This window comes from Streptomyces sp. NPDC126497, assembly GCF_040302425.1.
Classification (GTDB): Bacteria; Actinomycetota; Actinomycetes; order Streptomycetales; family Streptomycetaceae; genus Streptomyces.
Genome location: NZ_JBEORT010000098.1, coordinates 1 through 26,661, shown reverse-complemented (window position 1 = coordinate 26,661; position 26,661 = coordinate 1). Strand labels below are relative to the sequence as shown.

The following is a 26,661-nucleotide window of genomic DNA, read 5'->3' as shown; positions in this document are numbered from 1 at the left end:
TGGCGAGGACGATGCGCTTGCTCTCCCACGTGCCGGACGCCGACTTCACGTGCCGGTCGGTGCCTTCGATCTCCTTGAACGAACGGACGATCACGGTGGTGCGATGCCTCCTCGGCTCGGATGTGTTCTTCAGGCGGTTTCGCGGACGGCGCGGGCGAGGACGGTGAGGCCCTCGTCCAGCTCGTCCGGCGTGATGGTCAGGGCGGGGAGCAACTTGACGACCTCGCTCTCGGGGCCGGACGTCTCGATGAGCAGCCCGAGTTCGAAGGCGCGCCGGGCGATGCGGCCCGCGCGCTCCTTGTCGTGGAACTCCATGCCCCACACCAGGCCGCGGCCGCGGTACTCCTTCACGTCGGCGAGGTTCTCCTCGGTGATGGCGATCAGAGCCCGCTCGACCTGCTCGCCGCGCGCGCGGGTCTGCTTCTCCATCGCGGAACCGTCGGCCCAGTACGCCTCCAGGGCCGCGGTGGCCGTGACGAAGGCGGGGTTGTTGCCGCGGAAGGTGCCGTTGTGCTCGCCCGGCTCCCAGATGTCCAGTTCGGGCTTGAACAGGGTGAGCGCCATCGGCAGCCCGTAGCCGCTGATCGACTTGGAGACGGTGACGATGTCGGGCGTGATGCCGGCCTCCTCGAAGGAGAAGAAGGCGCCGGTACGGCCGCAGCCCATCTGGATGTCGTCGACGATCAGCAGCATGTCCTGGCGTTCGCACAGCTCGGCCAGGGCGCGCAGCCACTCGGGCCGGGCGACGTTGATGCCGCCCTCGCCCTGCACGGTCTCGACGATCACGGCGGCGGGCTTGTTGAGGCCGGAGCCCTGGTCCTCCAGGAGCCGCTCGAACCAGAGGAAGTCCTCGACCTTGCCGTCGAAGTAGTTGTCGAACGGCATCGGCGTGCCGTGCACCAGCGGGATGCCGGCGCCGGCCCGCTTGAACGCGTTGCCGGTCACGGCGAGCGAGCCCAGCGACATGCCGTGGAAGGCGTTGGTGAACGACACGATGGCCTCGCGGCCCTTCACCTTCCGCGCCAGCTTCAGCGCGGACTCCACGGCGTTGGTGCCCGTCGGGCCCGGGAACATGACCTTGTACGGCAGGTCGCGCGGACGCAGGACGTAGTTCTGGAAGGACTCCAGGAACGCGCGTTTGGCCGTCGTCGACATGTCGAGGCCGTGGGTGACGCCGTCGCGCTCCAGGTAGTGGATCAGGGCCCGTTTCAGCACCGGGTTGTTGTGCCCGTAGTTCAGCGAGCCGGCTCCGGCGAAGAAGTCGAGGTACTCGTGGCCGTCCTCGTCGTACATACGGCTGCCGTGCGCACGGTCGAAGACGGCGGGCCAGCCGCGGCAGTAGCTGCGCACCTCGGACTCGAGGGTCTCGAAGACGCTGAGGTCGGGCTGGGTGATGGTCACGACAAATCGCTCCTCGGTGGCGTGGGAAGTCAGAGGGAGTCGGAAGTTCGGGGGCGGTGCGGGCCGGGTCAGCGTGTGAGCGGACCGATGCGGTACAGCACCTCGGGGTCGTGCGGTCCGTCGGGGAACTGGTCGGCGTCGAACAGCACCTCGCGCTCCAGCAGGGCGTCGTGACGCTCCGCGAACGCGGTGAACAGGCGCTCGGACGCGGTGTTGCCCGGCGTGATGGTGGTCTCCACGGTGTCCACCCCGTGCTCGGCGGCGGTCCGGGCGGCCAGCCCGTCGAGCAGGGCGGCGGCGAGGCCGCGGCCGCGGTACGAGGCGTCGACCGCGACCTGCCAGACGAGCAGGGTGCGCGGGCTGTCCGGCCGCAGGTATCCGCTGACGAAGCCGATCGGCTCTCCGCGCTCGTCGCGGGCGACGGCCGAGGTGGCGGCGAAGTCGCGGCACCACAGCAGATAGCTGTACGACGAGTTCAGGTCGAGGACCTTCGAGTCCCTGGCTATCCGCCACAGCACGGCTCCGTCCGCCACGGTGGGGCGGTCGATTTGCAGGTCTGTTTGTGCGGCAGTCATGTGAATTGAACTTACCCAGGTAAATTCAAAATTGCACCGCCTGTCGGGGTTACGCGCGGACTCGATCTGTGTTATCGCGCGGGCGGGTGGGGCCGCGCGAGAGCTCGGCGATATGCCCTGTTTCTGCCGGTACATAAGCCGCACAACGGGCGTGATGTGGAACCGATCACAAGTGTGTAACTCCCGCGACGCCCGGCTTCCCGCTCCCGGAATCGTGGCGTTTAGGGTTGGGAAAAGCGGGCAGGAGAAGACGGGAAGCTGCTCCGCAGGGTCATTGGTGAATAAGCGAAAGAATGTCGCGGGAGAAACTGTGCGAAGGATTCCGGTAATCCCACGGAATTCAGGCCCCGGTCACTCCGTCGATACGCTCCCGCAACAGATCCGCGTGACCGTTGTGTCGTGCGTACTCCTCGACGAGGTGGATGAGCACCCAGCGCAGACTGACCTCGGCCCCGGCGACCGGCCCCTCGGCGATCCGCCCGGTGTCCTCCAGTGTCAGCCCCGCACAGAGCTCCCGCCCGCGCGCCACCTCCCGGCGCCAGACGCCGAGCGCCTCGTCGAGCCCCCGTGCGGGATCGAGGGCGAACCCGCCCCGGTCCTCGAAGAGGGGCGGCACGTCGAGGCCGGCGACCACCCGCTGGAACCAGTTCCGCTCGACCTCGGCGAGGTGCTGCACCAACCCCAGCAGGGTCAGCGCCGACGGATCGGCCGACGCGAGCCGCACCTGCGCGTCGTCCAGCCCGGCGCACTTCAGCGCCAGTGTTCCGCGGTGGTAGTCCAGCCAGTCCTCCAGCATCGACCGCTCGTCACCGGTGAACCGGGGGACGGGGCGCCCGTCGGGCAGTGCGATCGGCTTCGGCGGGTTCGTGTCGGCAGCCATGGGGGCAGCGTGGCACGGCTCCGGCGGCCGGACACGGCCCTGACGGGGGATGGCTCGAAGCCGACGGTCCGGGCGTGCCGTTCGCGCTTTCCGGCCCGTCCGGCGCTTGAGGGCGAGGCCCGTTCAGGGGCGAAGAGGGGACTGGGGTGCAGCCCCGGGGACGATGAGGGACCCCCGCTCGGGCGAAACCGGGAGCGGGGGGAAGGGGCGGCGGGAGCGAGGAGCGGACGCCCCCGGCCCGTGACATCAGCCCCAGGCCGCTTCCGCGGCCCGCAGGGCTCCCGCCGTGTCCACGTCCAGCCCCTTCTCGCCGAGCGCCGCCCCCAGCGCCGCCAGGCTCGCCCGCACCGCTCCCGGCGCCGCCTCGGGGCCGTAGTGGTTGACGCGGATCATCTCCTTGGCGAGCGCGCCGCCGCCCGCGGCCAGCGGGAGGGCGGGGTCGGCGGAGAGGGCGCGGGCCACCAGGTCCGCGGCCACCGTGCCGGACGGCGCCCGCAGGGTCGTGGCGACGGGCGCCGCCTCCGCCGCGTCGCGCACGTACGGCTCCAGCCCCCCGCCCAGCGCGAGGGCGCCCGCCCGCGTCGCCGCCGCGGCCGACGCGTGCCGCGCCATCACCGCGTCGAGCCCCGCCGCCTCGATCCGCTCCACGCAGGCCTCGAGCGCCAGCATCTCCAGCTGCGCCGGAGCGTGCAGCAGCACCTTGCGGCCGCCGTCGATCCAGCGCTCCTTCCAGTCCAGCAGCGACAGGTAGGAACGGCGCGGCGCCCGCGGGTTCGCCGCCATCCGCGCCCACGCCCGCTCGCTCACCGAAACCGCCGACACCCCGGCCGGACCGCCCATCGCCTTCTGCGCCCCGATCACGCACAGGTCCACGCCCCAGGCGTCCGGCAGCACCGGCTCGGCGCCGATCGACGCCACCGCGTCCAGGTAGAACAGCGCCCCGTGCGCCCGCACCACCTCGCCGATCCCCGCGACCGGGTTGGTGTTCCCGGTGGCCGCCTCCGCGTGCACCAGGGACACGAAGTCGATCTCCGGGTGCTCGGCGAACGCGGCCCGGACCTGTTCGGCCGTCACCGCCGTGTGGAAGGGCACCGTCAGGTCGATCACGGTGGCGCCGCAGTCCCGCAGCCAGTCGCCGAAGGTCTGCCCGTAGGGGCCGGTGATGACGTTCAGCGCGGTCGTGCCGGGCCCGGCCGTCGCGCGGATGGCGCCCTCCAGCGGCAGCAGCGCCTCACCCTGCATGATCACGACGTCCTGCGCGGTGGCCAGCAGCCGTGCCACCCGGTCCTCGATCGAGGCGAAGCGTGCGGCGCTCAGCGGGGGCAGGTCGAGGAGGAGGTGGGTCACGGCGGTGCTCTCTTTACTTCGCGGCGGCGCGGGTACGTACGACGAGGTCGAGGGTAAACCTTCGCCCGGGACGCGACCCGACCGCGGGACGATCGGGCCGGACGACCCCGTGACCACCGGTTTGGTTTGAGGGCCTCAAACCTTTCCTTATAATCTGAACTCACAGTTCCTTGAGCAGGAGGCTCCCGTGAAGACGCTCCTCGGCCGCCGGGCCCGCGCCCTGGCCGCCACCACCGCGACGGCCGGGCTGGTCCTCCTGACCGCCTGCACCTCCAGCGACGACGGAGGCAGCGGCTCCAAGACCGCCGCCGGCGGTGTCGAGCTCGTCAAGGCGGGGCAGCTCACCACCTGCACCCACCTCCCGTACCCGCCCTTCCAGTCGGAGATCGACGGCAAGGTGCAGGGCTTCGACGTCGCGCTGATCGACCTGGTCGCCGACGACCTGGGCGTGAAGCAGCAGATCCTCGACACGCCGTTCGAGAACTTCAAGACCGGCGCCTTCCTCAACTCGGGCGAGTGCGACCTGGCCGCGGCCGGCATGACCATCACCGAGGAGCGGAAGAAGAACGTCGACTTCTCCGACCCGTACTTCAACGCCACCCAGGCCGTCCTCGTCGACAAGGACAGCGGCGTCACCTCCCTCGCCGACATCAAGGCGGAGAACGTCAAGCTGGGCGCCCAGGCGCAGACCACCGGCGAGGACCACGTCAAGGGCCAGGGCTTGGACCCGGTCTCCTTCGAGTCCTCCGACGCCGTCCTCAACGGACTGCGCACCGGCCAGGTCAAGGCCGTCGTCATCGACTACCCCGTGGTGCAGGGCTGGCTGAAGGACAAGGCCAACGCCGACGCCTTCGAGGTCGCCGAGCAGATCGACACCGGCGAGGAGTACGGCTTCACGGTCAAGAAGGGCAACACGGCCCTGCGCGAGGCCGTGAACAAGGCGCTCGCGGACGCCAAGGCCGACGGCACGTACAAGAAGCTGTACGAGCAGTGGATCGGCCCGTACGACGAGTCCGCCGCCTCGCCGGCCGCGTCCTGATCCCATGACCGACACGGAGAAGGCGCCGCTCCAGCCCAGGAAGAAGGGCCTGACCAGGCGCCAGAAGCGCAGCCTGTCGCGCGGAGTCCAGTACGCCGTGTTCGTCGCGGCCGTGATCGCCTTCGCGGTCACGGCCGACTGGGGACGGCTGCAGAACCAGTTCGCGCAGGCCGACATCGCCGAGCGGATGTTCCCCGACGTCATCACGCTGGCGCTGAAGAACACCGTCCTCTACACGGTCACCGGCTTCGCCGTCGGGCTCGCCCTCGGCATGCTGATCGCGCTGATGCGGCTGTCGTCCGTCGGGCCCTACCGCTGGCTGGCCGGCGTCTACATCGAGATCTTCCGCGGCCTGCCCGCCCTGCTGATCTTCATCTTCATCGGCGTCGCCGTGCCGCTCGCCTTCCCCGGCACCGAGATCGTCGGCGGCACCTACGGCAAGGTCGCCCTCGCGCTCGGCCTGGTGGCGGCCGCGTACATGGCGGAGACGATCCGGGCCGGCATCCAGGCCGTGCCCAAGGGACAGATGGAGGCGGCCCGCTCGCTGGGCTTCTCGCCCGCCCGGGCCATGGTCTCCGTCATCATCCCGCAGGCCTTCCGGATCATCCTGCCGCCGCTCACCAACGAACTCGTCCTGCTCTTCAAGGACTCCTCGCTGGTGCTGTTCCTCGGCGTCACCCTGGAGGAGCGCGAGCTGTCCAAGTACGGCCGCGACCTGGCCAGCCAGACCGCCAACTCCACCCCGATCCTGGTGGCCGGCCTGTGCTACCTGCTGATCACCATCCCGCTCGGCTTCGTCGTGCGCCGCATGGAGGCCAAGGCCCAGGAGGCCGTCAGATGAGCCGTCCGGAGATCCGCGTCAGCGGTCTGCACAAGTCCTTCGGCGACAACCACGTGCTGCGCGGCATCGACCTGGAGATCGGCCAGGGCGAGGTGGTCTGCGTCATCGGCCCGTCCGGATCCGGCAAGTCGACCCTGCTGCGCTGCGTGAACCTCCTGGAGGAACCCACCAAGGGCCAGGTCTTCGTCGGCGGCACCGAGCTGACCGACCCGGACGTCGACATCGACGCCGTACGCCGCCGCATCGGCATGGTGTTCCAGCAGTTCAACCTCTTCCCGCACCTCACGGTGACCGAGAACCTCACGCTGCCGCAGCGCCGGGTGCTGCGCAGGGGCAAGGCGGAGGCCGCGCGGGTGGCCGCCGAGAACCTCCGGCGGGTCGGCCTCGCCGAGAAGGCGGACGCCTACCCGTCCTCCCTCTCCGGCGGCCAGCAGCAGCGCGTCGCCATCGCCCGCGCGCTGGCCATGGGCCCCGAGGTGATGCTGTTCGACGAGCCGACCTCGGCCCTCGACCCCGAACTGGTCGGCGACGTCCTCGCCGTCATGCGGATGCTCGCGGACGAGGGCATGACGATGATGGTCGTCACCCACGAGATGACCTTCGCCCGCGAGGTCGCCGACCGGGCCGTCTTCATGGACGGCGGGGTGATCGTCGAGGACGGCGCCCCCGAGCAGGTCATCGGGAACCCGCGGCACGAACGCACCCGCCACTTCCTCTCCCGCCTCCTCGACCCCGCCATGGCGGACGTGGAGGAGGAGACCTCGGACCAGGTGGGCGCGTCCGAGTAGCGCCTGGCTAGGGTGCCGGGTATGAGCGAACGCGCGGTGCTGCACGTGAGGGGACGGATCCTCGTCGGCCCGGACGAGGTCCGCGACGAGCTGTGGGTCGTCGACGGCCGGATCTCCTACGACCGTCCCGCCGGCGCCCGCGACCTCCGCATCGTCGACGGCTGGGTGCTGCCCGGGCTGGTCGACGCCCACTGCCACGTGGGTCTCGACCGGCACGGCGCGGTCCCCGAGGACGTCGCCGAGAAGCAGGCGCTCACCGACCGCGACGCCGGCGCCCTGCTGCTGCGCGACGCGGGCTCGCCGTCCGACACCCGCTGGATCGACGACCGCGACGACCTGCCGAAGATCATCCGGGCCGGCCGGCACATCGCCCGCACCCGCAGGTACATCCGCGGCTACGCCTGGGAGGTCGAGCCCGACGACCTCGTCGCCCACGTCGCCCGGGAGGCCCGGCGCGGCGACGGCTGGGTGAAGCTGGTGGGCGACTGGATCGACCGGGACCTGGGCGACCTGTCGGCCTGCTGGCCGCGCGGCGCGGTCGAGGCGGCGATCGCCGAGGCGCACCGGCTCGGCGCGCGCGTCACCGCGCACTGCTTCGCCGAGGACTCCCTGCGGGACCTGGTCGAGGCCGGCATCGACTGCGTCGAGCACGCGACCGGCCTCACCGACGACACCATCCCCCTCTTCGCCGAACGGGGCGTCGCGATCGTCCCCACCCTGGTCAACATCGCCACCTTCCCCGCACTCGCCGACGGCGGCGAGGCCAAGTTCCCGCGCTGGTCGGCCCATATGCGCCGGCTCCACGAACGCCGCTACGACACCGTGCGCTCCGCCCACGACGCGGGCATCCCGGTCTTCGTCGGCACGGACGCGGGCGGCACCCTCCCGCACGGCCTGGCGGCCGACGAGGTCGTGGAACTGACCAGGGCCGGCATCCCGCCGGTCGAGGCGCTCGCGGCCGGGACCTGGGCGGCCCGAAAGTGGCTCGGGCGGCCGGGCCTGGAGGAGGGCGCACCGGCGGACCTGGTGGTCTACGACACCGATCCGCGCGCGGACGTCCGCGTCCTGACGGCCCCCCGCCGGGTGGTGCTGAACGGGCGCATGGTCGGTTAGGGGCGCACGAGGGGGACGGCGGGGGACAGCCGTGCCCCCACATGCGCGCGTATGCGCCACGTCGCCCGAAGGAGTGAAGAAGGCGTGGACCGCTGACGGCTCGCTCCGGACGCGGACCTCCTTCCGGGGCCCCACACCTGCCTCATGGGGGTCCGGGGCCGGCGCCCCGGGACGGGAAGGGGCGGCGGGGGCGGATCAGACCGTTCCCAACGCCCGCCCCAGCGCGTCCAGGAACCCGTCCGTCGTCCCCCGGTCCCGTACCGCGAGCCGCAGCCACTCCTCGTCCAGGCCCGGGAACGTGTCACCGCGCCGCACCGCGTAGCCGAGGTCGCGCAGACGGTGCCGCACCGTCGCCGCGTGCGGCAGCCGGACCAGGACGAAAGGGCCCTCGGCGGGCTCCACGACCCGCAGCCCGTGACCGGCGAACCCCCTCAGCCCGGCGATCAGACGGGCCCGGTCCGCCGCGATGCGGCGGGCCGCGCAGGCCGCCTCCGCGAGGGCCCCGGGCCCCACGCACGCCTCCGCCGCCGCCAGCGCCGGCGTGGACACCGGCCACAGCGGCTGCGCGCGCTCCAGTTCCGCGACGGTCTCCGGGGCCGCGAGGACGTAGCCGATCCGCAGCCCCGCCAGCCCCCACGTCTTGGTGAGGCTGCGCAGGACGACGAGGCCGGGGACGTCCCCGCGCCCGGCCAGCGCCTCGCGCTCGCCCGGCACCGCGTCCATGAACGCCTCGTCCACCACCAGCGTCCGCCCCGGCCGGGCGAGCCGGGCGAGCGCCGCGGCCGGGTGCAGCACCGACGTCGGGTTCGTCGGGTTGCCGATCACCACCAGGTCCGCGTCCTCCGGCACCGCCGCCGGGTCCAGCCGGAAGCCGTCCGCCTCCCGCAGCAGCACCCGGTCCACCGTGTGCCCGGCGTCCCGCAGCGCCGCCTCCGGCTCCGTGAACTGCGGGTGCACCACCACCGGCCGGCGCACCTCCAGCGCCCGCGCCAGCAGCACGAACGCCTCCGCCGCCCCGGCCGTCAGCAGCACCCGCTCCACCGGCAGCCCGTGCCGCGCCGCCACCGCCGCCCGCGCCGCCCGCCCGTCGGGGTAGGCGGCGAGCCCGGACAGCGACCCGGCGATGTGCTCCCGCAGCCACCCCGGCGGCGTGTCCGTGCGGACGTTCACCGCCAGGTCGACCAGCGCGGAGCCGTCGTCGCGGACCTCGGCGTCCCCGTGATGGCGCAGGTCGTGCCCGCCGGCCGCCGGCTCAGTGCGCATGGGAGTGCGCGTGGCCGTGCCCGTGGTGGTGGTGGCCGTCGTCGTCCGGGTGGAAGTGCGGCTGCTGCGCCAGCCCCACCTTGTCCTCGAAACCGGGCAGCGCGATCCGGTACACGCACGAGTCGCAGTTCATCCGCAGGTCGCCCTTGACGGCCTCCTCGTACCGCTCCCACACCAGGTCCAGCAGCTCCGGCTCCGGACCGATGACGTCCGCCGACCGCACCCCGGTCTCCGGGTGCGCCGCCGCCCACTCCTCGGTCTGCCGCCGCACCCGGTCCGGCAGGATCCCGGTGAACAGGAAGTACGGCAGCACGACGATCCTGCGGGCCCCCAGCCGCGCGCACCTCTCGAGCCCGCCCGGCACGTCCGGCGCCGCCAGCGACACGAACGCCGTCTCCACGCCCGCGTAGCCGCGGCCCTCCCACAGCAGCCGCGCCGCCTTGAACACCTCGGCGTTGGCGTCCGGGTCCGTCGACCCGCGCCCCACCAGGAGCACGGTCACCTCGGCCGGGTCCCAGGAGGGGTCGACCGCCTGGGCCAGCCGCCGCTCCAGCACGCTCAGCAGCGCGGGGTGCGGGCCCAGCGGACGGCCGTAGGTGTACGAGATGCCCGGGTGCCGCTCCTTCTCGCGGGCCAGCGCGGCCGGGATGTCCCCCTTGGCGTGCCCGGCGGACACCAGCATCAGCGGCACGGCGGCGAACCGCCGCGCCCCCCGCTCCACCAGCTCGGCGACGGCCTCGCCCAGCGGCGGCGGGGACAGCTCGATGAACCCGCCGGCGACGGGCAGTCCGGGGTGACGGCGCCCCAGCTCCCGCACGAAGTCGCGGAACGCCTCCGCTCCGGCGTCGTCCCGGGTGCCGTGGCCGGCGATGAGCAGGGCGGGCGGCGGGGTGGTCACAGGGTCTCCTCGGGATTCTCGGGTGAAACGGGGTGGTACAGCAGGGCGTTGAGCGCGGCGGCGGCCACCGCCGACCCGCCCTTCTCGGACACGTTGCTGACGGCGGGCAGCCCGCTCTCCCGCAACGCGGCCTTGGACTCGGCCGCCCCGACGAAACCGACGGGCAGCCCGATGACGAGCGCGGGGGAGGCGTCCAGGGTCAGCAGCTCCTCCAGGGCGGTCGGCGCGCAGCCGATCACCCACAGGGCGCCGGGCCCGACCTCCTCGTACGCCAGCCGCACGGCGTGCGCGGAACGCGTCAGCCCCGGCCCGGACCTCGCGTCCCTCAGCCGGCACACGGTCTCCCTGCGGGTGATCCCGGCCGCGACCATCTCCACGTCCGCCACGACCGGCGCCCCGGCGTGCAGCGCGGCGTGGGCCTTCACCAGCTCGCCCTCGTCCATGACGAGGTCGGACGCGTACTCCAGGTCGGCCGCGGAGTGGATGACCCGCTCCACCACCGCCCGGGTCAGCGGCGGGAAGCGCGAGGTGTCGAGGCGGGCGCGCAGCCGCCGGAAGGACTCCTGCTCGATGGGGTGCACCACGCGGTTCACCGCGCCTCCTCCTGCCAGCGGTAGCCACGCGGGGTGACCATGCGCCCCGCGATCTCACGGGTCGCCGTGTTGCCCACGGTCACGACCGTCATCATGTCGACCGTCGCCGGGTCCAGCGCGGCCAGCGTGGTCAGCCGGCTCGACTCGTCCGCGCGGGACGCGTTGCGCACCACCCCGACCGGCGTGGCCGGCTCCCGGTGCCCGGCGAGGATCGCGAGGGCCTTCGGGAGCTGCCAGTCGCGGCCCCGGCTGCGCGGGTTGTAGAACGTCACCACGAGGTCCGCCTCGGCCGCCGCCCGCACCCGCCGCTCGATGACCTCCCACGGCGTGTGCAGGTCGGACAGGCTGATCGACACGTGGTCGTGGCCCAGCGGCGCCCCCAGGAGCGCCCCGGCCGCCAGCGCCGCCGTCACGCCCGGCACCCCGACCACGTCGATGTCGTCGGACGCCTCCGCGAGCGCCGGGGAGGCCATGGCGTACACCCCGGCGTCCCCGCTGCCGATCAGCGCGACCGCCTGCCCGCGCCGGGCCTCGGCGACGGCCGTGCGGGCCCGTTCCTCCTCCGCCCCGAGACCGGACTCCAGCACCCGCGTGCCGGGCCGCAGCAGATCGCGGATCTGGTCGACGTACTGGTCGAGCCCCACCAGCACGGAGGCGCGCCGCAGTTCGTCCTTCGCCCGCGGGGTGAGCAGGTCCCGCGCGCCGGGCCCCAGCCCGACCACCGCGAGCCGCCCGCGCCCCGGCCGCCGTGCGACGGCACAGGTCGCCGTCGCGGGCCGGGCCGCCGACTTCCGCTTGGGCACGAGCAGTTCGCCCCCGCCCACCAGCGCGGCGGCCTCCGCGACCGAGGGGGTGCCGACGGCGGCCAGCGGCGCGTCGGACGGGTTGGGCACCTCGACGCGCGCCAACTCCCCGGCGGGGTACGTCACCAGCGGCACCCCGAGCCGCCGGGCCGCCTCCACGATGCCGGGCTCGTCGGCCTTGGCGTCCACGGTGGCCAGCTCGGCGACCGACGCCGCCGACAGCCCGGCCTCGCGCAGGGCGGTCCCGACCAGAGCGAGCACCTCGTCCACGGGGGCGCCCTTCGAGGCGCCCACCCCGACCACGAGGGTGGGCGGCCGGAGCACCGCCTCCCGCGCGCCCGGCTCGACCAGCCGGTCCGTGACACGGAGCGTGTACGCCCCCGCGTCCGCGACCGGGAGCGGCGGCAGCGGCCAGGCCACCTCGGCCCGCAGCGCCACCGCCTCGCCGTCCAGCAGGGCCCGCGACACGGCGGCGACGTCGCCCTCCACCGGCATGCCGAGGGTGTCCAGGCCCGGCAGGCCGGCCGCGTCGGTCGCCGTCGTCACCACCGGCTCGGCGCCCAGCACCTCGCCGACCGCGCGGGCCAGCTCGTTCGCCCCGCCGCCGTGCCCGCCGACCAGCGACACCGCGAACCGTCCGGCCTCGTCGACGCAGACCACCCCCGGGTCGTCCGCCTTGTCGCCGAGCAGCGGTGCCACCAGCCGCACCACGGCCCCCGTGGCGAGGAAGCACACGAGCTGCCCGCACTCGGCGAACGCGGTCCGCACGGCGTCCGCCACGGGACCCCCGTACACGCGGGTGCGGTCCGGCCACGCGGCGGCCAGCCGGTCCCGGGCGGCCGCCCCGGCCGCCGTGGCGGAGATGAGGCCGATCACTCGCAGACTCCTTCACTGTGCGCCGGGGGCCGGACGCCCCACAGCAGGAAAACGGGATTGGCCGCCGCCAGCCGGGTCACGTCCCCGGGCAGCGGCGCCAGCCGCGACGACTGCAGCAGCACGCCGTCGCAGGCGAGACCGGCGTCCGCCAGCGCCGCACGGGCCGCCGGGACCCGGTCCAGCGCGGCCACGGCGACGACGACCGTCCGCCGCGCCCGGCGCGCGCACGCGGTGACGACCGCCGGCAGCTCGCGTCCCCCGCCGCCGACGAACACGGCGTCGGGGTCCTCGTCGAGGCCGGCCAGCACCTCCGGTGCCGCCCCGTGCACCACGCGCACGTCGACCCCGTGCGCGGCGGCGTTGGCGCGGACGCGCTCCACCCCGTCCGGCGCCTTCTCGACGGCCGTGACGGCGGCCCCCAGCCGCGCGCACTCCACGGCCACGGACCCCGACCCCGCGCCGACGTCCCACACCAGCTCGCCGGGGCGCGGACCGAGCCGGGCCAGGGCCAGGGCCCGCACCTCGAACTTGGTGATCATGGAGTCGCGGTGGTCGAACGCGGCCTCGTCCAGCGCCCAGCCGGCGGGCAGGCCGCCCCCGGCCCCGCCCGCGACGGTCCGCGCCGGCCCGAGGGCCCGCGCCTCGTCCAGGCACAGCACCACGTTCACCGCCGTGCCCCAGTCCCGCACGGCGGCCTCGGCGGGCGTCACCCGCTCCACCCGCTCCTCGGCGGAGCCGAGCGCGGAGGCGACGACCAGCACCCGCGCGGTGTCCCGCAGCGCGGCCCCCAGCTCGGCCGGGCCGGCCCCCGGTCCCGTCAGCACGGCGACCTTCGGACGGGCCCGGCACAGGTGCACCGCCGTCCGCGGATCCCTGCCGTGCGCGCTCACCACCACGGCGTCGTCCCACGGCAGCCCGACCCGCGCGAACGCGGCGGCCACGGAGGAGACACCGGGCCGCACGTCGAGCCGCTCCGGCCCGAACCGCTCGGCCAGCGCCCGCACGATCCCGAAGAAGCCGGGGTCCCCGGACGCCAGCACCACGACCGGCCGCTCCTCGGCGACGTACGTCCCGACGGTGTCGAGCGCGGGCGCCAGCGGCCCGAGCACGATCCGCTCGGCCCCCTCCGGCAGCCGCACGGCGTCCAGGTGCCGCCGCCCGCCGACCACCAGCTCCGCCCCGGCCGCGCACCGCTCGTCGACCGGCGTCCCCGCCCCCATCCCGACGACGGTGATCACGTGCTCGCACCCCGCGCACGCAGCGCTCGGCGCGCCTGGGGGTCGGCCTTGCGGAAGCCGTGGAAGTGACCGGGGTGGTACAGGTGCGAGCGGGTGCCGTGCGCGTCGAGCGCCGGGCCGACCAGGAACAGCGTGTGCTTCCACAGCCTGTGCTCCTTGACCGTCTCCTCCAGCGTGCCGATCGTGCACTTCACGACCAGCTCCTCCGGCCAGGTCGCCTGGTACGCGACGACGACCGGCGTGGACGTCGGGTAGCCGCCCTCCAGCAGCTCCCGCACCAGCTGCCCGCTGCGGGCGGCCGACAGGAAGATCGCCATGGTGGTGCCGTGCCGCGCGAACTCGCGGACCTCCTCACCCGGCGGCATCGGTGTCTTGCCACCCCCGAGCCGGGTCAGCACCACGGACTGCGCCACCTCGGGAATGGTCAGCTCCCGCTGCGCGAGCGCCGCGACGGCCGAGAAGGACGACACCCCGGGCACGATCTCGGTCGCGATGCCGAGCTCCGCGCACCGGTCGACCTGCTCCTGGGTGCCGCCCCACAGCGCCGGGTCGCCGGAATGGATCCTCGCGACCTTCAGTCCTTCCGCGCGGGCCCGCTCGTAGACGGCCACGACGTCCTCCAGGGACATCGTCGCCGAGTCGAGGACCTCCGCGCCCTCACGCGCGTGCTGCAGGACCTCCTCCTGCACCAGGCTGGCGGCCCAGATCACGACGTCGGCCTCGGCGATGGCGCGCGCGGCACGGAACGTCAGCAGATCGGCGGCGCCGGGGCCGGCCCCGACGAAGGTCACCTTGCCGGTGGGGGCGTCGGCCATGGAAATCGGTCCTCTCTGGCGAATGGTCAAAGACGGTGGGTGATGAGCGGCTGTCACGCGTGCGCGACCGTGCGCCGATCGGATACGAAGAACACATGGCGGTCCTCGTCGCGCTCGGCGCGTTCCTGATGACGCTGGCCGGCGGCTGGTCGGCACACCGCGTGACCGACCGCCGCCACCTGGTGCTGGGCCTGGCCGGCGGGCTGATGCTCGGCGTCGTCGGCCTCGAACTCCTCCCGGAGTCCCTGGAGGCGGCCGGCACCGAGGTGTACGGCGTCCCCGCGGCCCTGCTGCTCTTCGTCGCCGGTTTCCTGCTGGCCCATCTGGTGGAACGCCTGCTGGCCCACCGCCAAGCGGCCCACGGCGCCGAGGAGGGCAACCACGGCCGCACGCCCGAGGTGGGCCTCACCGCCGCCGCCGCGATGGTCGGCCACAGCGCCATGGACGGCGTGGCGATCGGCGCCGCCTTCCAGGTCGGCGGCGGCATGGGCGCCGCCGTCGCGGTGGCCGTGATCGCCCACGACTTCGCGGACGGCTTCAACACGTACACCCTCACGCGCGTCTACGGAAACGCCCGCCGCCGCGCGCTGACGATGCTGTTCGCGGACGCGGCGGCACCGGTGGCGGGCGCCGCCTCGACCCTGTTCGTCACCGTCCCGGAACCGCTGCTGGGCGGCTACCTCGGCCTGTTCGGCGGCGCCCTGCTCTACCTCGCGGCGGCCGAGATCCTGCCCGAGGCCCACCACGACCACCCGGCCCGCTCCACCCTGCTGTGCACGGTCGCGGGGGCGCTGTTCATCTGGCTGGTGGTGGGCGCCGCGCACTGAGCGCGACCCGGCCCGGCTCACAGTTTCCCGCCCCGTCCGCCGTCCCGCCGCGGCGGCGCGATGAGCGTCGAGAGGTACGGCAGCGGCGCCCCGTCCAGCTCGGCGGCCGACCGCACCGACTCCTCCGGCAGCCCGAGCGCCGACCCCCACACCGCGTCACCGATCCGCCCGGTCTCCCGCAGCGCCTCGGCGACCTCACCGGCCTGCCGCCCGAACTTGTACGCGACGACGGTCCCGGGCCCGGCCAGGGCGTCCTTGAGCACGGCGGCCCCGGCGGTCACCGGCACCAGTGTGAGCGGCTCGGTCCCCTCGGTCAGCACCGCCCCCGACCGCGCCGCCAGGTCCTGCATGGCGGTGATCCCCGGAACGGTCTCGACGACGGTGTCCGGCACCAGCTCCCCGACGGTCTGGGCCAGGTACGTGAACGTCGAGTACACGTTGGGGTCCCCGATGGTCGCGAAGGCGACGGTCCCGTGCTCCCGCAGCAGCCCGGCGACCCGCTCGCCGGCGGCGTCCCAGGCAGCCTCGCGCCGCGCCCGGTCGGTCCGCTCGTTCAGCGCGAACACCACCCGGACGACCTTCCCGGCGGGCACGTAGTGCAGCACGGTCGCCTCGGCCCGCCCGCGCTCACCGGAGTCCAGCACGGGGACGACGACGACGTCCGCCGCCCGCAGCGCGTTGACCCCCTTGACGGTCACCAGCTCCGGATCCCCGGGACCGACCCCGACCCCGACCAGCCTGCTGCTCATGACGTCCGGCACCTCTCCACGAACCGACGGGCGACACCGGGCTCGGACGCCCAGTGCGTGTGCAGATAGCTCGCGTGCACACCGCGCTGTACGAATCCCTCGACACGCCGCTCGGGCGCCCGCACCCCCCAGGCGGGCCGGTCCCCGGCCCCCGGCTCGACGACGGTCCGGTGGAACTCGTGCCCCCGCATCCGGGTCCCGGCGCCGGCCAGCGCACTGTCGCTCACGGCCACGGCGTCCCGGTACCCCAGGGTCAGCCGCTCCGACATCCGCGCGGAGGCGTCCAGCACCCCGCACATGGGCAGCCCGTCGAGCTCCCGGCACAGGTACAGCAGCCCGGCGCACTCGGCCGCGACGGGGGCACCGCTCAGCGCCAGCTCCGCGACGGCCTTGCGCAGGGACTCGTTGGCGGACAGCTCGGAGGCGTACACCTCGGGAAAACCCCCACCGACGACCAGCCCGGCCGTCCCCTCGGGCAGCTCCTCGTCCCGCAACGGATCAAAGACGACGACCTCGGCCCCGGCCGCGGCGAGCAACTCGGCGTGCTCGGCGTACGAGAACGTGAAGGCGCTCCCGCCCGCGACGGCCACCCGCACGGCACGGCCGGCCTCGTCCAGCCCCTCCGGCGCTTGAGGACGGGGTCCGCCCAGGGCCGGACGGGGGTCCGGGGACAGCGCCCCCGGGGAGGGGACGGGAAGGGGCGGCGGGGGCGAGGAGACCACGGCCTCACCCGCGTCCCACGCCGCGCCCGCCAAGGGGCCCGCACTGCGCGCCAGCGCGACCAACGCCGGCAGATCACACCCGGCGGCCACCTGCGCGGCCATCGCATCAACGGCCTCGACGGCCAAGGAGCCCCGCTCGGCCACCGGCACCAGCCCCAGATGCCGGGACGGCGTCTCCACCCGAGCGGCCCGCCGCACCACCCCGAGCACCGGCACCCCGACGGAGTCCAGCGCCTCCCTCAACAGCCCCTCGTGCCGGTCCGAGGCCACCTTGTTCAGGATCACGCCCCCGACCCGCACCTCCGGATCCCAGCTCACGAACCCGTGCACCAGGGCCGCCACCGACCGCGACTGCGACGACGCGTCGACGACCAGCACGACCGGTGCCCGCAGCAGCTTCGCCACCTGCGCGGTGGACGCCAGCTCCCCTTCTCCCGCGGCCCCGTCGTACAGCCCCATCACGCCCTCGACGACGGCGATGTCGCACCCGTCCGCCCCGTGCGCGAACAGCGGAGCCACCAGCTCGGGACCGCACAGGTACGCGTCGAGGTTCCGCCCCACCCGCCCGGTGGCCAGCGCGTGGTACCCGGGATCGATGTAGTCGGGTCCCACCTTGTGCGGGGACACGGCGAACCCCCGCGCGGACAGCGCGGCCATCAACCCCGTGGCGACGGTGGTCTTGCCGCTCCCCGACGAGGGCGCGGCGATCACCAACCGCGGGACGGAGCTCACCACTCGATGCCCCTCTGCCCCTTCTGCCCGACGTCCATGGGGTGCTTCACCTTGGACATGTCGGTCACCAGGTCGGCGGCCTCGACCAGCTTCTCCGGCGCGTTCCGCCCCGTGATCACCACGTGCTGCGTCCCCGGCCGCTCCCGCAGCACGGACACCACCTCGTCGGTGTCCACCCACCCCCAGTGCATCGGGTAGGCGAACTCGTCGAGCACGTACAGCTTGTACGTCTCGGCGGCGAGGTCCCGCTTGACCTGCTCCCAGCCCTCCCGGGCCTTCTGCTCGTTGTCCATCTGCGCGTCGCGCTGGACCCAGGACCAGCCCTCGCCCATCTTGTGCCAGTCGACGGTCCCGCCCTCGCCGGAGGCACCGAGCACCCGCAGTGCGTTCTCCTCGCCGACCTTCCACTTCGCCGACTTGACGAACTGGAACACCCCGATCGGCCACCCCTGGTTCCAGGCCCGCAGGGCGAGCCCGAACGCGGCGGTCGACTTCCCCTTCCCGATGCCCGTGTGCACGACGACCAGCGGCCGGTTGCGCCGCTGGCGAGTCGTCAGCCCGTCATCGGGTACGACACTCGGCTGTCCCTTCGGCACTACGCGGCCCTCCTCGAAGTCCCCTGCACGTCCCTGACCAGCCCGGCGATCGAGTCGGCCCGCAGCTCGTCCAGCGTCACGGCGGTCCCGCCCAGCTCACCGGCCAGCCGTCCGGCGAGCCCCAGCCGCACCGGCCCCGACTCGCAGTCCACGACCACCGACGCGACCCCCTCGGCCGCGAACAGCCGCGCCGCACGCGAGGCCAGCGCGACCGGCTCCGGCCCACCCGTCGCCCGGCCATCCGTCACCACGACGACCAGCGGACGCCGTGCCGGGTCCCGCAGCCGCTCCACCCGCAGCACGTCGTGCGCCCTGAGCAGCCCCGCCGCCAGCGGGGTCCGCCCACCGGTCGGCAGCGACTCCAGCCGGGCCGCCGCCGCGTCCACCGACGACGTGGGCGGCAGGGCGACCTCGGCCGCCGACCCCCGGAAGGTCACCAGACCCACCTTGTCCCGCCGCTGGTAGGCGTCGAGCAGCAGTGACACCACGGCGCCCTTCACGGCACCCATCCGCTGCCGCGCGGCCATGGACCCGGAGGCGTCCACCACGAACAGCACGAGGTTCGACTCGCGCCCCTCGCGCGTGGCCTGCCGCAGGTCGTCCCGGCGCACCACCAGCCCCGGCCCGGACCGGCCCCGCGCCCGCTGGTGCGGAGCCGCCGCCCGCACGGTGGCGGCCAGGTGCAGCTTGGTCAGCGCACCGTCGGGCCGCCGCGCCCCCGTCGTCCGCCCGTGCTCGGTCCGCGCCCGCGACCGCCGGCCGGCGGCGCCCTGGCCGATCCCGGGCACGCTCAGCACCTTCGTGCGGAACGGCTCGGCGGCGCCCACCGGGGACCGCTCACCGGAACCGGCCCCCGCGGGCCGCTCGGGCTCCCCGGCTTCCCCGGCCTCGGCCGGCGCCTCCGTGTCACCGCCGCCCCGCGGACCCTCCGGGCCTTCCGCGGGCGGCTGTCCGCCGCCCCCGTCGGGCCCGTCCGGGTCGGTGTCGGGATCGTCGTCGCCCCCGAACTCCTCCAGCGTCTCGTCGAGCTTGTCCTCGTCCAGACCGGGCGCGTCGAAGGGGTTCCGCCGCCGCCGGTGCGGCAGCGCCAGCAGCGCCGCCTGCCGCACGTCCTCGGCGAGCACGTCCGTCCGCCCGGCCCAGGCGGCCAGCGCGGTCGCCGTGCGCGCCATCACGATGTCGGCCCGCATGCCGTCCACCTCGAACGCCGCGCAGGTCGCCGCGATCTGCCGCAGCGCCCCGTCCCCGAGCCGCACCGACGGCAGCAGCTCCCGCGCCGCCACGATCCGCGCCCGTACGGCGGCCTCCTCCTCGGCCCACCGGGCGGCGAAGGCCGCCGGGTCGTCGTCGTACGCCAGCCGCCGCCGGACGACCTCCACCCGCTGGTCGGGTTCGCGCGAGGCGGCCACCTCGACGGTCAGCCCGAACCGGTCGAGGAGCTGCGGCCGCAGCTCGCCCTCCTCCGGATTCATGGTCCCGACCAGCAGGAACCGCGCCGCGTGCCGTACGGAGACGCCCTCGCGCTCGACGTACGAGGCGCCCATCGCCGCCGCGTCCAGCAGCAGGTCGACCAGGTGGTCGTGGAGGAGGTTGACCTCGTCGACGTAGAGGATCCCCCGGTGCGCGTCGGCCAGCAGACCGGGCTCGAACGCCTTCACGCCCTCCGCCAGCGCCCGCTCGATGTCGAGCGCGCCGACCAGCCGGTCCTCGGAGGCGCCGACGGGCAGTTCGACCATGCGGGCGGGCCGCGCGGCACCGCCGCCGGTTTCGTGCGGACCGTCGGGACAGGCCGGGTCCGGAGCCGAGGGATCACAGGAGAAGCGGCAGCCGGGCACCACGGCGACCTCCGGCAGCAGCGCCGAGAGCGCGCGGACCGCCGTCGACTTCGCCGTGCCCTTCTCGCCGCGCACCAGCACCCCGCCGACCGCCGGGGAGACGGCGTTCAGCAGCAGCGCGAGCCGCAGGTCGTCCTGGCCGACGACGGCCGTGAACGGAAAGGGGGTGGTCACTGGTCGTCGCCCTCCAGATCGCCTTCGAGTTCCAGGTAGGTGGCGCGCAGCCGCTCCAGCGTGTCCGCGTCCGGCTCCGCCCACAGTCCGCGGTCGGCGGCCTCCAGCAGCCGCTCGGTGATGCCGCGCAGCGCCCAGGGGTTGGACTTCTTCATGAAGTCCCGGTTCTCCGCGTCGAAGACGTACTCCGCACTGAGCTTCTCGTACATCCAGTCGTCCACGACCCCGGCCGTGGCGTCGTAGCCGAAGAGGTAGTCGACGGTCGCCGCCATCTCGAAGGCACCCTTGTAGCCGTGGCGCCGCATCGCCGCCATCCACCGCGGGTTGACCACGCGGGCGCGGAAGACCCGGTGCGTCTCCTCGCCCAGCGTCCGGGTCTTCACCTGGTCCGGGGTGGCCGAGTCACCGACGTACGCCTCCGGACTCGACCCCGTCAGGTGCCGCACCATGGCGACCATCCCGCCGTGGTACTGGAAGTAGTCGTCCGCGTCGACGAGGTCGTGTTCGCGCGTGTCGACGTTCTTCGCCGCCACCGCGATCCGCCGGAACGCCGTCTCCATGTCCCCGCGCGCCGCCCGCCCGTCGAGCCCGCGCCCGTAGGCGTAGCCGCCCCAGACCGCGTACACCTCGGCGAGGTCCGCGTCCGAGCGCCAGTTCCGCGCGTCGATCAGCGGCAGCAGGCCCGCCCCGTACGCCCCCGGCTTCGAGCCGAAGATGCGGGCCGTGGCCCGTCGCCGGTCGCCGTGCTCGGCGGTGTCCTCGTCGGCGTGGGCGCGCACGAAGTTCCGGTCGGCGGGCTCGTCCAGCTCCGCCACCGCCCGCACCGCGTCGTCGATCAGCCCCACCACGTGCGGGAACGCGTCCCGGAAGAACCCGGAGATGCGGACCGTCACGTCGATGCGCGGCCGGCCCAGCTCCTCCAGGCCGACCACCTCGAACCCGGTCACCCGCCGCGACGCGTCGTCCCACACCGGACGGCACCCCAGCAGCGCGAGGATCTCGGCGATGTCGTCGCCCTGGGTGCGCATCGCCGACGTGCCCCACACCGTCAGGCCGACGGACTTCGGGTACTCGCCCGTGTCCTGCAGGTACCGCTGCACCAGCGAGTCCGCGAGCGACTGACCGACCTCCCAACTCAGCCTGGAGGGGATCGCCTTGGGATCGACGGAGTAGAAGTTCCGCCCGGTCGGCAGGACGTTGACCAGCCCGCGCGTGGGCGAACCCGACGGCCCCGCCGGGACGTAACCGCCGTCCAGCGCCCGCAGGACGTTCCCGATCTCGTCCGTCGTCCGGGCCAGCCGGGGCACGACCTCCTCGCACGCGAACCGCACCACGGCCACCGCGTCGGGCAGTTCCGTGCCCAGCGCCTCCCGCACCAGCGCGGGGACCGCGTCGGCCGCCCAGCCGCGCTCCTCCATCCCCTCCGCGATCCGCCGGCACAGCCGCTCCAGCAGGTCGATCGCGTCGGCGCCGGTGCGCGCCGGGCCGTCCACCAGGTCCGTCAGCTCCACCGGAACCTTCACCGGCGCGCCCGGTTCGGCCAGCAGCTCCTTCTCCACCAGCCCGAAGTGTTCGGCCAGTGCGGCCCGCAGCCCCGGCAGCGCGTTCGCCCGCCCGCCCCAGACCTGCGAGGCGCGCAGCACCGCCAGGACGAGGTTCACGCGCGGCTCGCCGACCGGGCCGCCGCCGAGGACGTGCAGGCCGTCCCTGATCTGCACGTCCTTGATCTCGCACAGGTAGCCGTCGATGTGCATGACGAACTCGTCGAAGTCGTCGTCGTCCGGCTGGTCGTCCACGTGCAGGTCGTGGTGGAGCTCGGCGGCCTTCACCAGCGTCCAGATCTGCGCGCGGACCGCCGGCGCCTTCGCCGGGTCCAGGTCGGAGACCAGCGCGTACTCGTCGAGCAGCTGCTCCAGCTTCGCGAGGTCGCCGTAGGTGTCGGCCCGTGCCATCGGCGGCACCAGGTGGTCGACCACCGTGGCGTGCCCGCGCCGCTTGGCCTGGGTGCCCTCGCCGGGGTCGTTGACGATGAACGGGTAGACCAGCGGCAGCTCGCCGAGGACCGCGTCCGGCGCGCACCCGGCGCTCAGCCCCAGCCCCTTGCCCGGCAGCCACTCCATCGTGCCGTGCTTGCCCATGTGCACGATCGCGTCGGCGCCGAAACTGTTCTCCAGCCACCGGTAGGCCGCCATGTAGTGGTGCGACGGCGGCATGTCGGGGTCGTGGTAGATCGCGATCGGGTTCTCCCCGAAACCGCGCGGCGGCTGGATCATCACCACGACGTTCCCGAACCGGAGCGACGCCAGGACGATGTCGTCCCCGTCGACGTACAGCGACCCCGGCGGCTCGCCCCACGCCTGGCGCATCCCGTCCCGCAGCTCGGGATCCAGCTTCTCGAACCAGGCCCGGTAGTCCGCCAGCGGCACCCGCGCGGGCGCGGCGGCCAGCTGCTCCTCGGTCAGCCACTCGACGTCGTGCCCGCCGGCCTCGATCAGCCGGTGGATCAGCTCGTCGCCGTTGTCGGGGTAGTCGGTCAGGGCGTAGCCCGCCTCCCGCAGCGCGTCCAGCACCCGTACCGCCGAGGCCGGGGTGTCGAGCCCCACCGCGTTGCCGACGCGCGAGTGCTTCGTCGGGTACGCGGTGAAGACCAGCGCCAGCTTCTTCTCCGCGTTCGGCTTGTGCCCCAGCCGGGCGTGCCGTACGGCGATCCCGGCCACCCGCGCGGCCCGCTCCGGGTCGGCGACGTACACCGGGACGTCGTCCGGGCCCTGCTCCTTGAAGGAGAACGGGACCGTGATCAGCCGGCCGTCGAACTCCGGGATGGCGACCTGCATCGCCGCGTCCATGGGGGACAGGGCGGCGTCGGACTCCTCCCACGCGGCGCGCGAGGACGTCAGGCACAGCCCTTGCAGCACCGGCACGTCCAGATCGGCCAGCGCCCCGATGTCCCAGGCCTCCTCGTCACCGCCCGCCGACGCCTGCGAGGCGTGGGTGCCGCCGGCCGCCAGCACGGTGGCGACCAGGGCGTCGGCCTTCGCCAGCAGCCCGTACAGCTCCGGGTCGGCGCCGCGCAGCGAACCGCAGTACACGGGCAGGGCGTTGGCGCCCCGCGCCTCGATCGCGTCGCACAGCGTGTCCACGAAGGCGGTGTTGCCGCTCAGTTCGTGGGCGCGGTAGAAGAGCACGCCGACGGTGGGACGGCCCTCGACCACGGTCCGCTCCCCGTGCAGCCCGTACTCCGGCATCTTGCGCGGCTGTTCGAACCCCTCGCCGGTCAGCAGCACGGTGTCCGACAGGAACCGGGCCAGCTCGGTCAGGTTCTCCGGGCCGCCCTCGACCAGGTACCGCAGCGCCTCCGCGACCACACCGGCCGGCACCGTCGACTCGGCCATGAGTTCCGCGTCCGGCACGGTCTCCCCGCCGAGCAGCACCGCCGGGACCCCGGACGCCTTCAGCGCGGCGAGCCCGTCCTCCCAGGCCCGCTTGCCGCCCAGCAGCCGTACGACGGCGAGGTCCGCCCCGTCCAGCAGTGCGGGCAGCTCGTCCGCCACGTCCACGCGGGTCGGGTTGCCGATCCGGTAGGAGGCGCCGGAGGCACGGGCCGCCAGCAGGTCCGTGTCGGCGGTCGACAACAACAACACAGTGCTCATGCGGGCGCTCCCGGTGGAATGAAAGGCAGTCCTTGTGGCGCGCCGGACTCGATGAGCCGCCACAGCGCGTCCGTGTCCGCGTGCTGTTCGATCAGGTCGCCGAGCCGGTCGAGCTGCTCCTCGCGCAGCGCGGCGAACGAGGTGTCGGGGGCCGGTACGAAGCGGCGTCCCGCGGCCCGCGCCACCTCGCGCAGGAAGGCCCGCCGGAAACCGTCCGACTCCAGCGAGCCGTGCCAGTGCGTGCCCCAGGTCTGTCCGACCCGGCAGCCGTCCAGGAAGGCGTCGCCCCCGAGCACGTCGGCGACCCCGTGATGGATCTCGTACCCCTCGACGGGCTCCCCGAGGGCTTCGCCCGACGGACGCGTGAGGGTCTTCTCCCGCGCGAACCGCACCCGCACGGGCAGCACCCCGAGGCCGTCCACGTGGCCCCGGCGGCTCTCCACGTCGTCCTCGATGTGCTCCCCGAGGACCTGGAAGCCCCCGCAGATCCCCAGCACGGGCCGCCCCTCGGCCGCCCGCCGCCGCAGCGCGTCCGCCAGCCCGCGCTCCCGCAGCCACTGAAGCGCCCGTACGGTGCCGCGCGTCCCCGGCACGACCACCAGGTCGGCGTCGGCCAACTCCTCGGGACGGTCCACGAACCGCACCACGACACCCGGTTCGGCGGCGAGCGCGTCCACGTCGGTGAAGTTGGACATCAGCGGCACCGCGCACACGGCGACCCGCAGCACGTCCTCGCCGACCGGCGCGGCGACCACGGACTCCCGCACGGCGCCGCGCAGCGACACCCTCAGTCCGTCCTCCTCGTCGATGCCGAGCCCGTGCCGGAAGGGCAGCACGCCGTAGGTCCGCCGCCCGGTCAGGCCGTGCAGCATGTCGAGGCCCGGCTCCAGCAGCGACACGTCGCCCCGGAACTTGTTCACCAGGAACCCGGCGACCAGTGCCTGGTCCTCGGGGGAGAGCAGCGCGACGGTGCCGAAGAAGGACGCGAAGACGCCGCCCCGGTCGATGTCGCCGACCACGAGGACCGGCAGCCCGGCGTTCCGGGCGATCCCCATGTTCACGATGTCGGTGCGCCGCAGATTGATCTCGGCCGGGCTGCCGGCCCCCTCACAGATCACCGCGTCATACGTGCCCCGCAACCGCTCCAGACAGTCCAGCACCGTGCCCAGCAGCCGCTGCTGCCGCCCGCCGTGGTAGCCCCGGGCGCTCATCTCGCCGACCGGTCTGCCCAGCAGCACCACCTGGCTGGACCGCTCGCCGCCCGGCTTGAGCAGCACCGGGTTCATCAGCGCGGTCGGCTCGACGCGGCAGGCCTGGGCCTGCATGGCCTGCGCCCGACCGATCTCGGCGCCCTCCCGCGTCACGAACGAGTTCAGCGACATGTTCTGCGCCTTGAACGGCGCGACCTTCACGCCCTGCCGCACCAGCCACCGGCAGATCCCCGCGGTCACCACGCTCTTGCCGGCGTCCGAGGTGGTCCCGGCGACCAGCAGCCCCCCACCGCTCACGACGCACGTCCCTTCATGACGCTCCGCGCGGCGACGCCGGCCGCGAGCGCGAGCCAGCCGACCCGTCGCGAGAGCCGTACCGCCCGGTCGATGTCGGACACGGCCACGGCGCGCCCGCCGCCGCCCAGGACGGGCCGGTGCTCGACCCGTCCGCCGTAGGAGAGGGTCCCGCCGAGCCGTACGCCGAGCGCGCCCGCGAAGGACGCCTCGACGGGCCCGGCGTTGGGGCTCGGGTGCTTCGCCGCGTCCGCGCGCCACGCCCGCACGGCCCCGCGCGGGTCCGGTCCCGCCAGCGCGGCGAGCACGGCGGTCAGCCGCGCCCCCGGCCAGCCGACGACGTCGTCGAGGCGGGCGGAGGCCCAGCCGTAGCGGCGGTAACGGGGGGACTTGTGGCCGACCATCGCGTCCAGCGTGTTGACCGCCCGGAACCCGAGCAGCCCCGGCACCCCGGCGACGGCACCCCACACCAGCGCGCCCACCACGGCGTCGGAGGTGTTCTCGGCGACGGACTCGACCACCGCGCGGGCGATCCCGTCGGCGTCCAGGGCCTGCGGGTCCCGGCCGCACAGGTGCGGCAGCCGTGCCCGGGCCGCCTCGACGTCCCCGGCCTCCAGCGCCCGTCCGATGGTGCGGGCCTCCCGGGCCAGCGAGGTGCCGCCGACCACGGCCCAGGTGGCGACACCGGTCAGGACGGCGGAGGCGGCGGGGGAGGGGCGTACGAGGCGCGCGGCCAGGCTCCCCAGGGCGACGGTCCCGCCGACGCACACGGCGGTGTGCACGGCGCCCCGGCCCCGGTCGTCCCGCCACAGCACCCGTTCCACGGCGGCCGCGGCCCGCCCGAAAGCGGCGACCGGATGCCCTCGGCGGGGATCGCCGAGCAGCAGGTCGCCGAGGAGGCCGGCGGCGGCACCGTACGCGAACACGCGATCGGCACCCATGGGGTCAGCCGGTGACGGGTCCGGCGGGAGTGGCCCCGGAGCGGGGCGGTGTGTCGCTGATCGACCTCGGCAGGCAGCCGCGCATGGCGTTATGTCCTCACTCAGGGTGTCCACGCCCTGGTTCGACGAGACCGGCGGTGAGAGTTCCTGGCTCCCGGGGTGTTCACCCCGGTGACAGTGGCGGGACCGCGCCGGAATCGCACCGGCTTCCTCTCCTGCCGCCGTAGTGGCTGAGGCAGTCCACCACGGCCCCGGAAGGGCCGTCAACTTGCCGTTGACCTGCGGGGCTGAAGTGTGCTGAGGCCCACAGAGGGGCTCCGGCGGGTGAATCCGTGAACGGGGGGGCGCGGGAGTGCGCGCACGCGAGCGGGGGGGGGGGGGGGCGCGGGGGCCCCCCCCCCCCCCCCCCGCGGGGCGGCCGCGGGCGGGCCGCGCAAGACGGGGTGGAGGCGCGACGCGG

General features: G+C 74.2%; 22 protein-coding genes, 1 pseudogene and 1 riboswitch. Of the genes and pseudogenes, 5 read left to right on the top strand and 18 right to left on the bottom strand.

Annotated elements, in window-relative coordinates:
* The 5 genes and pseudogenes from ectC to ABTY20_RS29105 all read right to left on the bottom strand — a co-directional run.
* Window positions 1-94, bottom strand: a pseudogene (ectC, locus tag ABTY20_RS29125) (L-ectoine synthase); the annotation flags it as partial.
* Between the two features lie 35 nt (window positions 95-129).
* Window positions 130-1,401, bottom strand: a complete 1,272-nt coding sequence (gene ectB / locus ABTY20_RS29120) for a diaminobutyrate--2-oxoglutarate transaminase (protein WP_352000067.1) — start codon at window positions 1,399-1,401, stop codon at window positions 130-132.
* Window positions 1,402-1,469: 68 nt separating this feature from the next.
* A complete protein-coding gene (gene ectA / locus ABTY20_RS29115; protein WP_352000066.1) occupies window positions 1,470-1,976 on the bottom strand; it encodes a diaminobutyrate acetyltransferase in 507 nt (168 codons plus the stop codon).
* A gap of 340 nt (window positions 1,977-2,316) precedes the next feature.
* A complete protein-coding gene (locus ABTY20_RS29110) occupies window positions 2,317-2,856 on the bottom strand; it encodes a DinB family protein (RefSeq protein WP_352000065.1) in 540 nt (179 codons plus the stop codon).
* A gap of 246 nt (window positions 2,857-3,102) precedes the next feature.
* A complete protein-coding gene (locus ABTY20_RS29105) occupies window positions 3,103-4,203 on the bottom strand; it encodes a pyridoxal-phosphate-dependent aminotransferase family protein (RefSeq protein ID WP_352000064.1) in 1,101 nt (366 codons plus the stop codon).
* A gap of 187 nt (window positions 4,204-4,390) precedes the next feature.
* Between ABTY20_RS29105 and ABTY20_RS29100 the strand changes: the two genes are divergently transcribed.
* The 4 genes from ABTY20_RS29100 to ABTY20_RS29085 are packed head-to-tail and all read left to right on the top strand — an operon-like array spanning window position 4,391 to window position 7,984.
* Window positions 4,391-5,242: a transporter substrate-binding domain-containing protein gene (locus ABTY20_RS29100; protein WP_352000063.1), complete on the top strand. Its 852-nt coding sequence runs from the start codon at window positions 4,391-4,393 to the stop codon at window positions 5,240-5,242.
* A gap of 4 nt (window positions 5,243-5,246) precedes the next feature.
* Window positions 5,247-6,083 (top strand): amino acid ABC transporter permease, encoded by an 837-nt coding sequence (locus ABTY20_RS29095; protein ID WP_352000062.1) that lies wholly within the window; start codon window positions 5,247-5,249, stop codon window positions 6,081-6,083.
* Window positions 6,080-6,871 carry an amino acid ABC transporter ATP-binding protein gene (locus ABTY20_RS29090; RefSeq protein ID WP_352000061.1) on the top strand — a complete coding sequence of 264 codons (792 nt, stop codon included), beginning with the start codon at window positions 6,080-6,082 and terminating at the stop codon, window positions 6,869-6,871. The genes ABTY20_RS29095 and ABTY20_RS29090 overlap by 4 nt, the downstream gene beginning before the upstream one ends.
* Window positions 6,872-6,892: 21 nt before the next feature.
* Window positions 6,893-7,984 carry an amidohydrolase family protein gene (locus tag ABTY20_RS29085; protein ID WP_352000060.1) on the top strand — a complete coding sequence of 364 codons (1,092 nt, stop codon included), beginning with the start codon at window positions 6,893-6,895 and terminating at the stop codon, window positions 7,982-7,984.
* Between the two features lie 195 nt (window positions 7,985-8,179).
* On the opposite strand, the gene cobC is transcribed toward ABTY20_RS29085, so the two are convergent.
* From cobC to cobM, 6 genes are read right to left on the bottom strand one after another with little or no spacing between them, the layout of a single operon-like run.
* Window positions 8,180-9,247, bottom strand: a complete 1,068-nt coding sequence (gene cobC, locus ABTY20_RS29080) for an Rv2231c family histidinol phosphate aminotransferase CobC (protein ID WP_352000059.1) — start codon at window positions 9,245-9,247, stop codon at window positions 8,180-8,182.
* Window positions 9,237-10,145: a sirohydrochlorin chelatase gene (locus ABTY20_RS29075; RefSeq protein ID WP_352000058.1), complete on the bottom strand. Its 909-nt coding sequence runs from the start codon at window positions 10,143-10,145 to the stop codon at window positions 9,237-9,239. Before ABTY20_RS29075 ends, cobC begins: the two co-directional genes overlap by 11 nt.
* Complete coding sequence (locus ABTY20_RS29070) at window positions 10,142-10,738, bottom strand: precorrin-8X methylmutase (RefSeq protein ID WP_352000057.1); 597 nt, start codon at window positions 10,736-10,738, stop codon at window positions 10,142-10,144. The genes ABTY20_RS29075 and ABTY20_RS29070 overlap by 4 nt, the downstream gene beginning before the upstream one ends.
* Window positions 10,735-12,417 (bottom strand): precorrin-3B C(17)-methyltransferase, encoded by a 1,683-nt coding sequence (gene cobJ, locus ABTY20_RS29065; RefSeq protein WP_352000056.1) that lies wholly within the window; start codon window positions 12,415-12,417, stop codon window positions 10,735-10,737. Before cobJ ends, ABTY20_RS29070 begins: the two co-directional genes overlap by 4 nt.
* Complete coding sequence (gene cbiE, locus ABTY20_RS29060; RefSeq protein ID WP_352000055.1) at window positions 12,414-13,655, bottom strand: precorrin-6y C5,15-methyltransferase (decarboxylating) subunit CbiE; 1,242 nt, start codon at window positions 13,653-13,655, stop codon at window positions 12,414-12,416. Before cbiE ends, cobJ begins: the two co-directional genes overlap by 4 nt.
* Window positions 13,652-14,470, bottom strand: a complete 819-nt coding sequence (gene cobM, locus ABTY20_RS29055; protein ID WP_352000054.1) for a precorrin-4 C(11)-methyltransferase — start codon at window positions 14,468-14,470, stop codon at window positions 13,652-13,654. Before cobM ends, cbiE begins: the two co-directional genes overlap by 4 nt.
* A gap of 95 nt (window positions 14,471-14,565) precedes the next feature.
* On the opposite strand from cobM, the gene ABTY20_RS29050 reads away from it, so the two are divergent.
* On the top strand, window positions 14,566-15,297 hold the full coding sequence (locus tag ABTY20_RS29050) for a ZIP family metal transporter (protein WP_352000053.1): 732 nt from the start codon (window positions 14,566-14,568) through the stop codon (window positions 15,295-15,297).
* 17 nt (window positions 15,298-15,314) lie between these two features.
* On the opposite strand, the gene cobI is transcribed toward ABTY20_RS29050, so the two are convergent.
* Genes cobI through ABTY20_RS29015 form a run of 7 tightly spaced genes read right to left on the bottom strand, consistent with a single transcriptional unit; the run spans window position 15,315 to window position 26,201 of the window.
* Window positions 15,315-16,046 (bottom strand): precorrin-2 C(20)-methyltransferase, encoded by a 732-nt coding sequence (gene cobI, locus ABTY20_RS29045; RefSeq protein WP_352000052.1) that lies wholly within the window; start codon window positions 16,044-16,046, stop codon window positions 15,315-15,317.
* Window positions 16,043-17,503, bottom strand: a complete 1,461-nt coding sequence (locus ABTY20_RS29040) for a cobyrinic acid a,c-diamide synthase CobB (RefSeq protein ID WP_352000051.1) — start codon at window positions 17,501-17,503, stop codon at window positions 16,043-16,045. Before ABTY20_RS29040 ends, cobI begins: the two co-directional genes overlap by 4 nt.
* A complete protein-coding gene (cobO, locus tag ABTY20_RS29035; RefSeq protein WP_352000050.1) occupies window positions 17,497-18,096 on the bottom strand; it encodes a cob(I)yrinic acid a,c-diamide adenosyltransferase in 600 nt (199 codons plus the stop codon). Before cobO ends, ABTY20_RS29040 begins: the two co-directional genes overlap by 7 nt.
* Window positions 18,096-20,105: a putative cobaltochelatase gene (locus ABTY20_RS29030; RefSeq protein WP_352000049.1), complete on the bottom strand. Its 2,010-nt coding sequence runs from the start codon at window positions 20,103-20,105 to the stop codon at window positions 18,096-18,098. The genes cobO and ABTY20_RS29030 overlap by 1 nt, the downstream gene beginning before the upstream one ends.
* The gene (gene cobN / locus ABTY20_RS29025) at window positions 20,102-23,755 is read right to left on the bottom strand and encodes a cobaltochelatase subunit CobN (protein ID WP_352000048.1); all 3,654 of its coding nucleotides are present in this window, start codon (window positions 23,753-23,755) and stop codon (window positions 20,102-20,104) included. The genes ABTY20_RS29030 and cobN overlap by 4 nt, the downstream gene beginning before the upstream one ends.
* Window positions 23,752-25,263, bottom strand: coding sequence for a cobyric acid synthase (locus ABTY20_RS29020; RefSeq protein ID WP_352000047.1), 1,512 nt, complete (start codon window positions 25,261-25,263; stop codon window positions 23,752-23,754). The genes cobN and ABTY20_RS29020 overlap by 4 nt, the downstream gene beginning before the upstream one ends.
* Window positions 25,260-26,201 carry a cobalamin biosynthesis protein gene (locus ABTY20_RS29015; RefSeq protein ID WP_352000046.1) on the bottom strand — a complete coding sequence of 314 codons (942 nt, stop codon included), beginning with the start codon at window positions 26,199-26,201 and terminating at the stop codon, window positions 25,260-25,262. Before ABTY20_RS29015 ends, ABTY20_RS29020 begins: the two co-directional genes overlap by 4 nt.
* A gap of 122 nt (window positions 26,202-26,323) precedes the next feature.
* Window positions 26,324-26,461: riboswitch (cobalamin riboswitch) on the bottom strand.
* Between the last annotated feature and the right edge of the window lie 200 nt (window positions 26,462-26,661).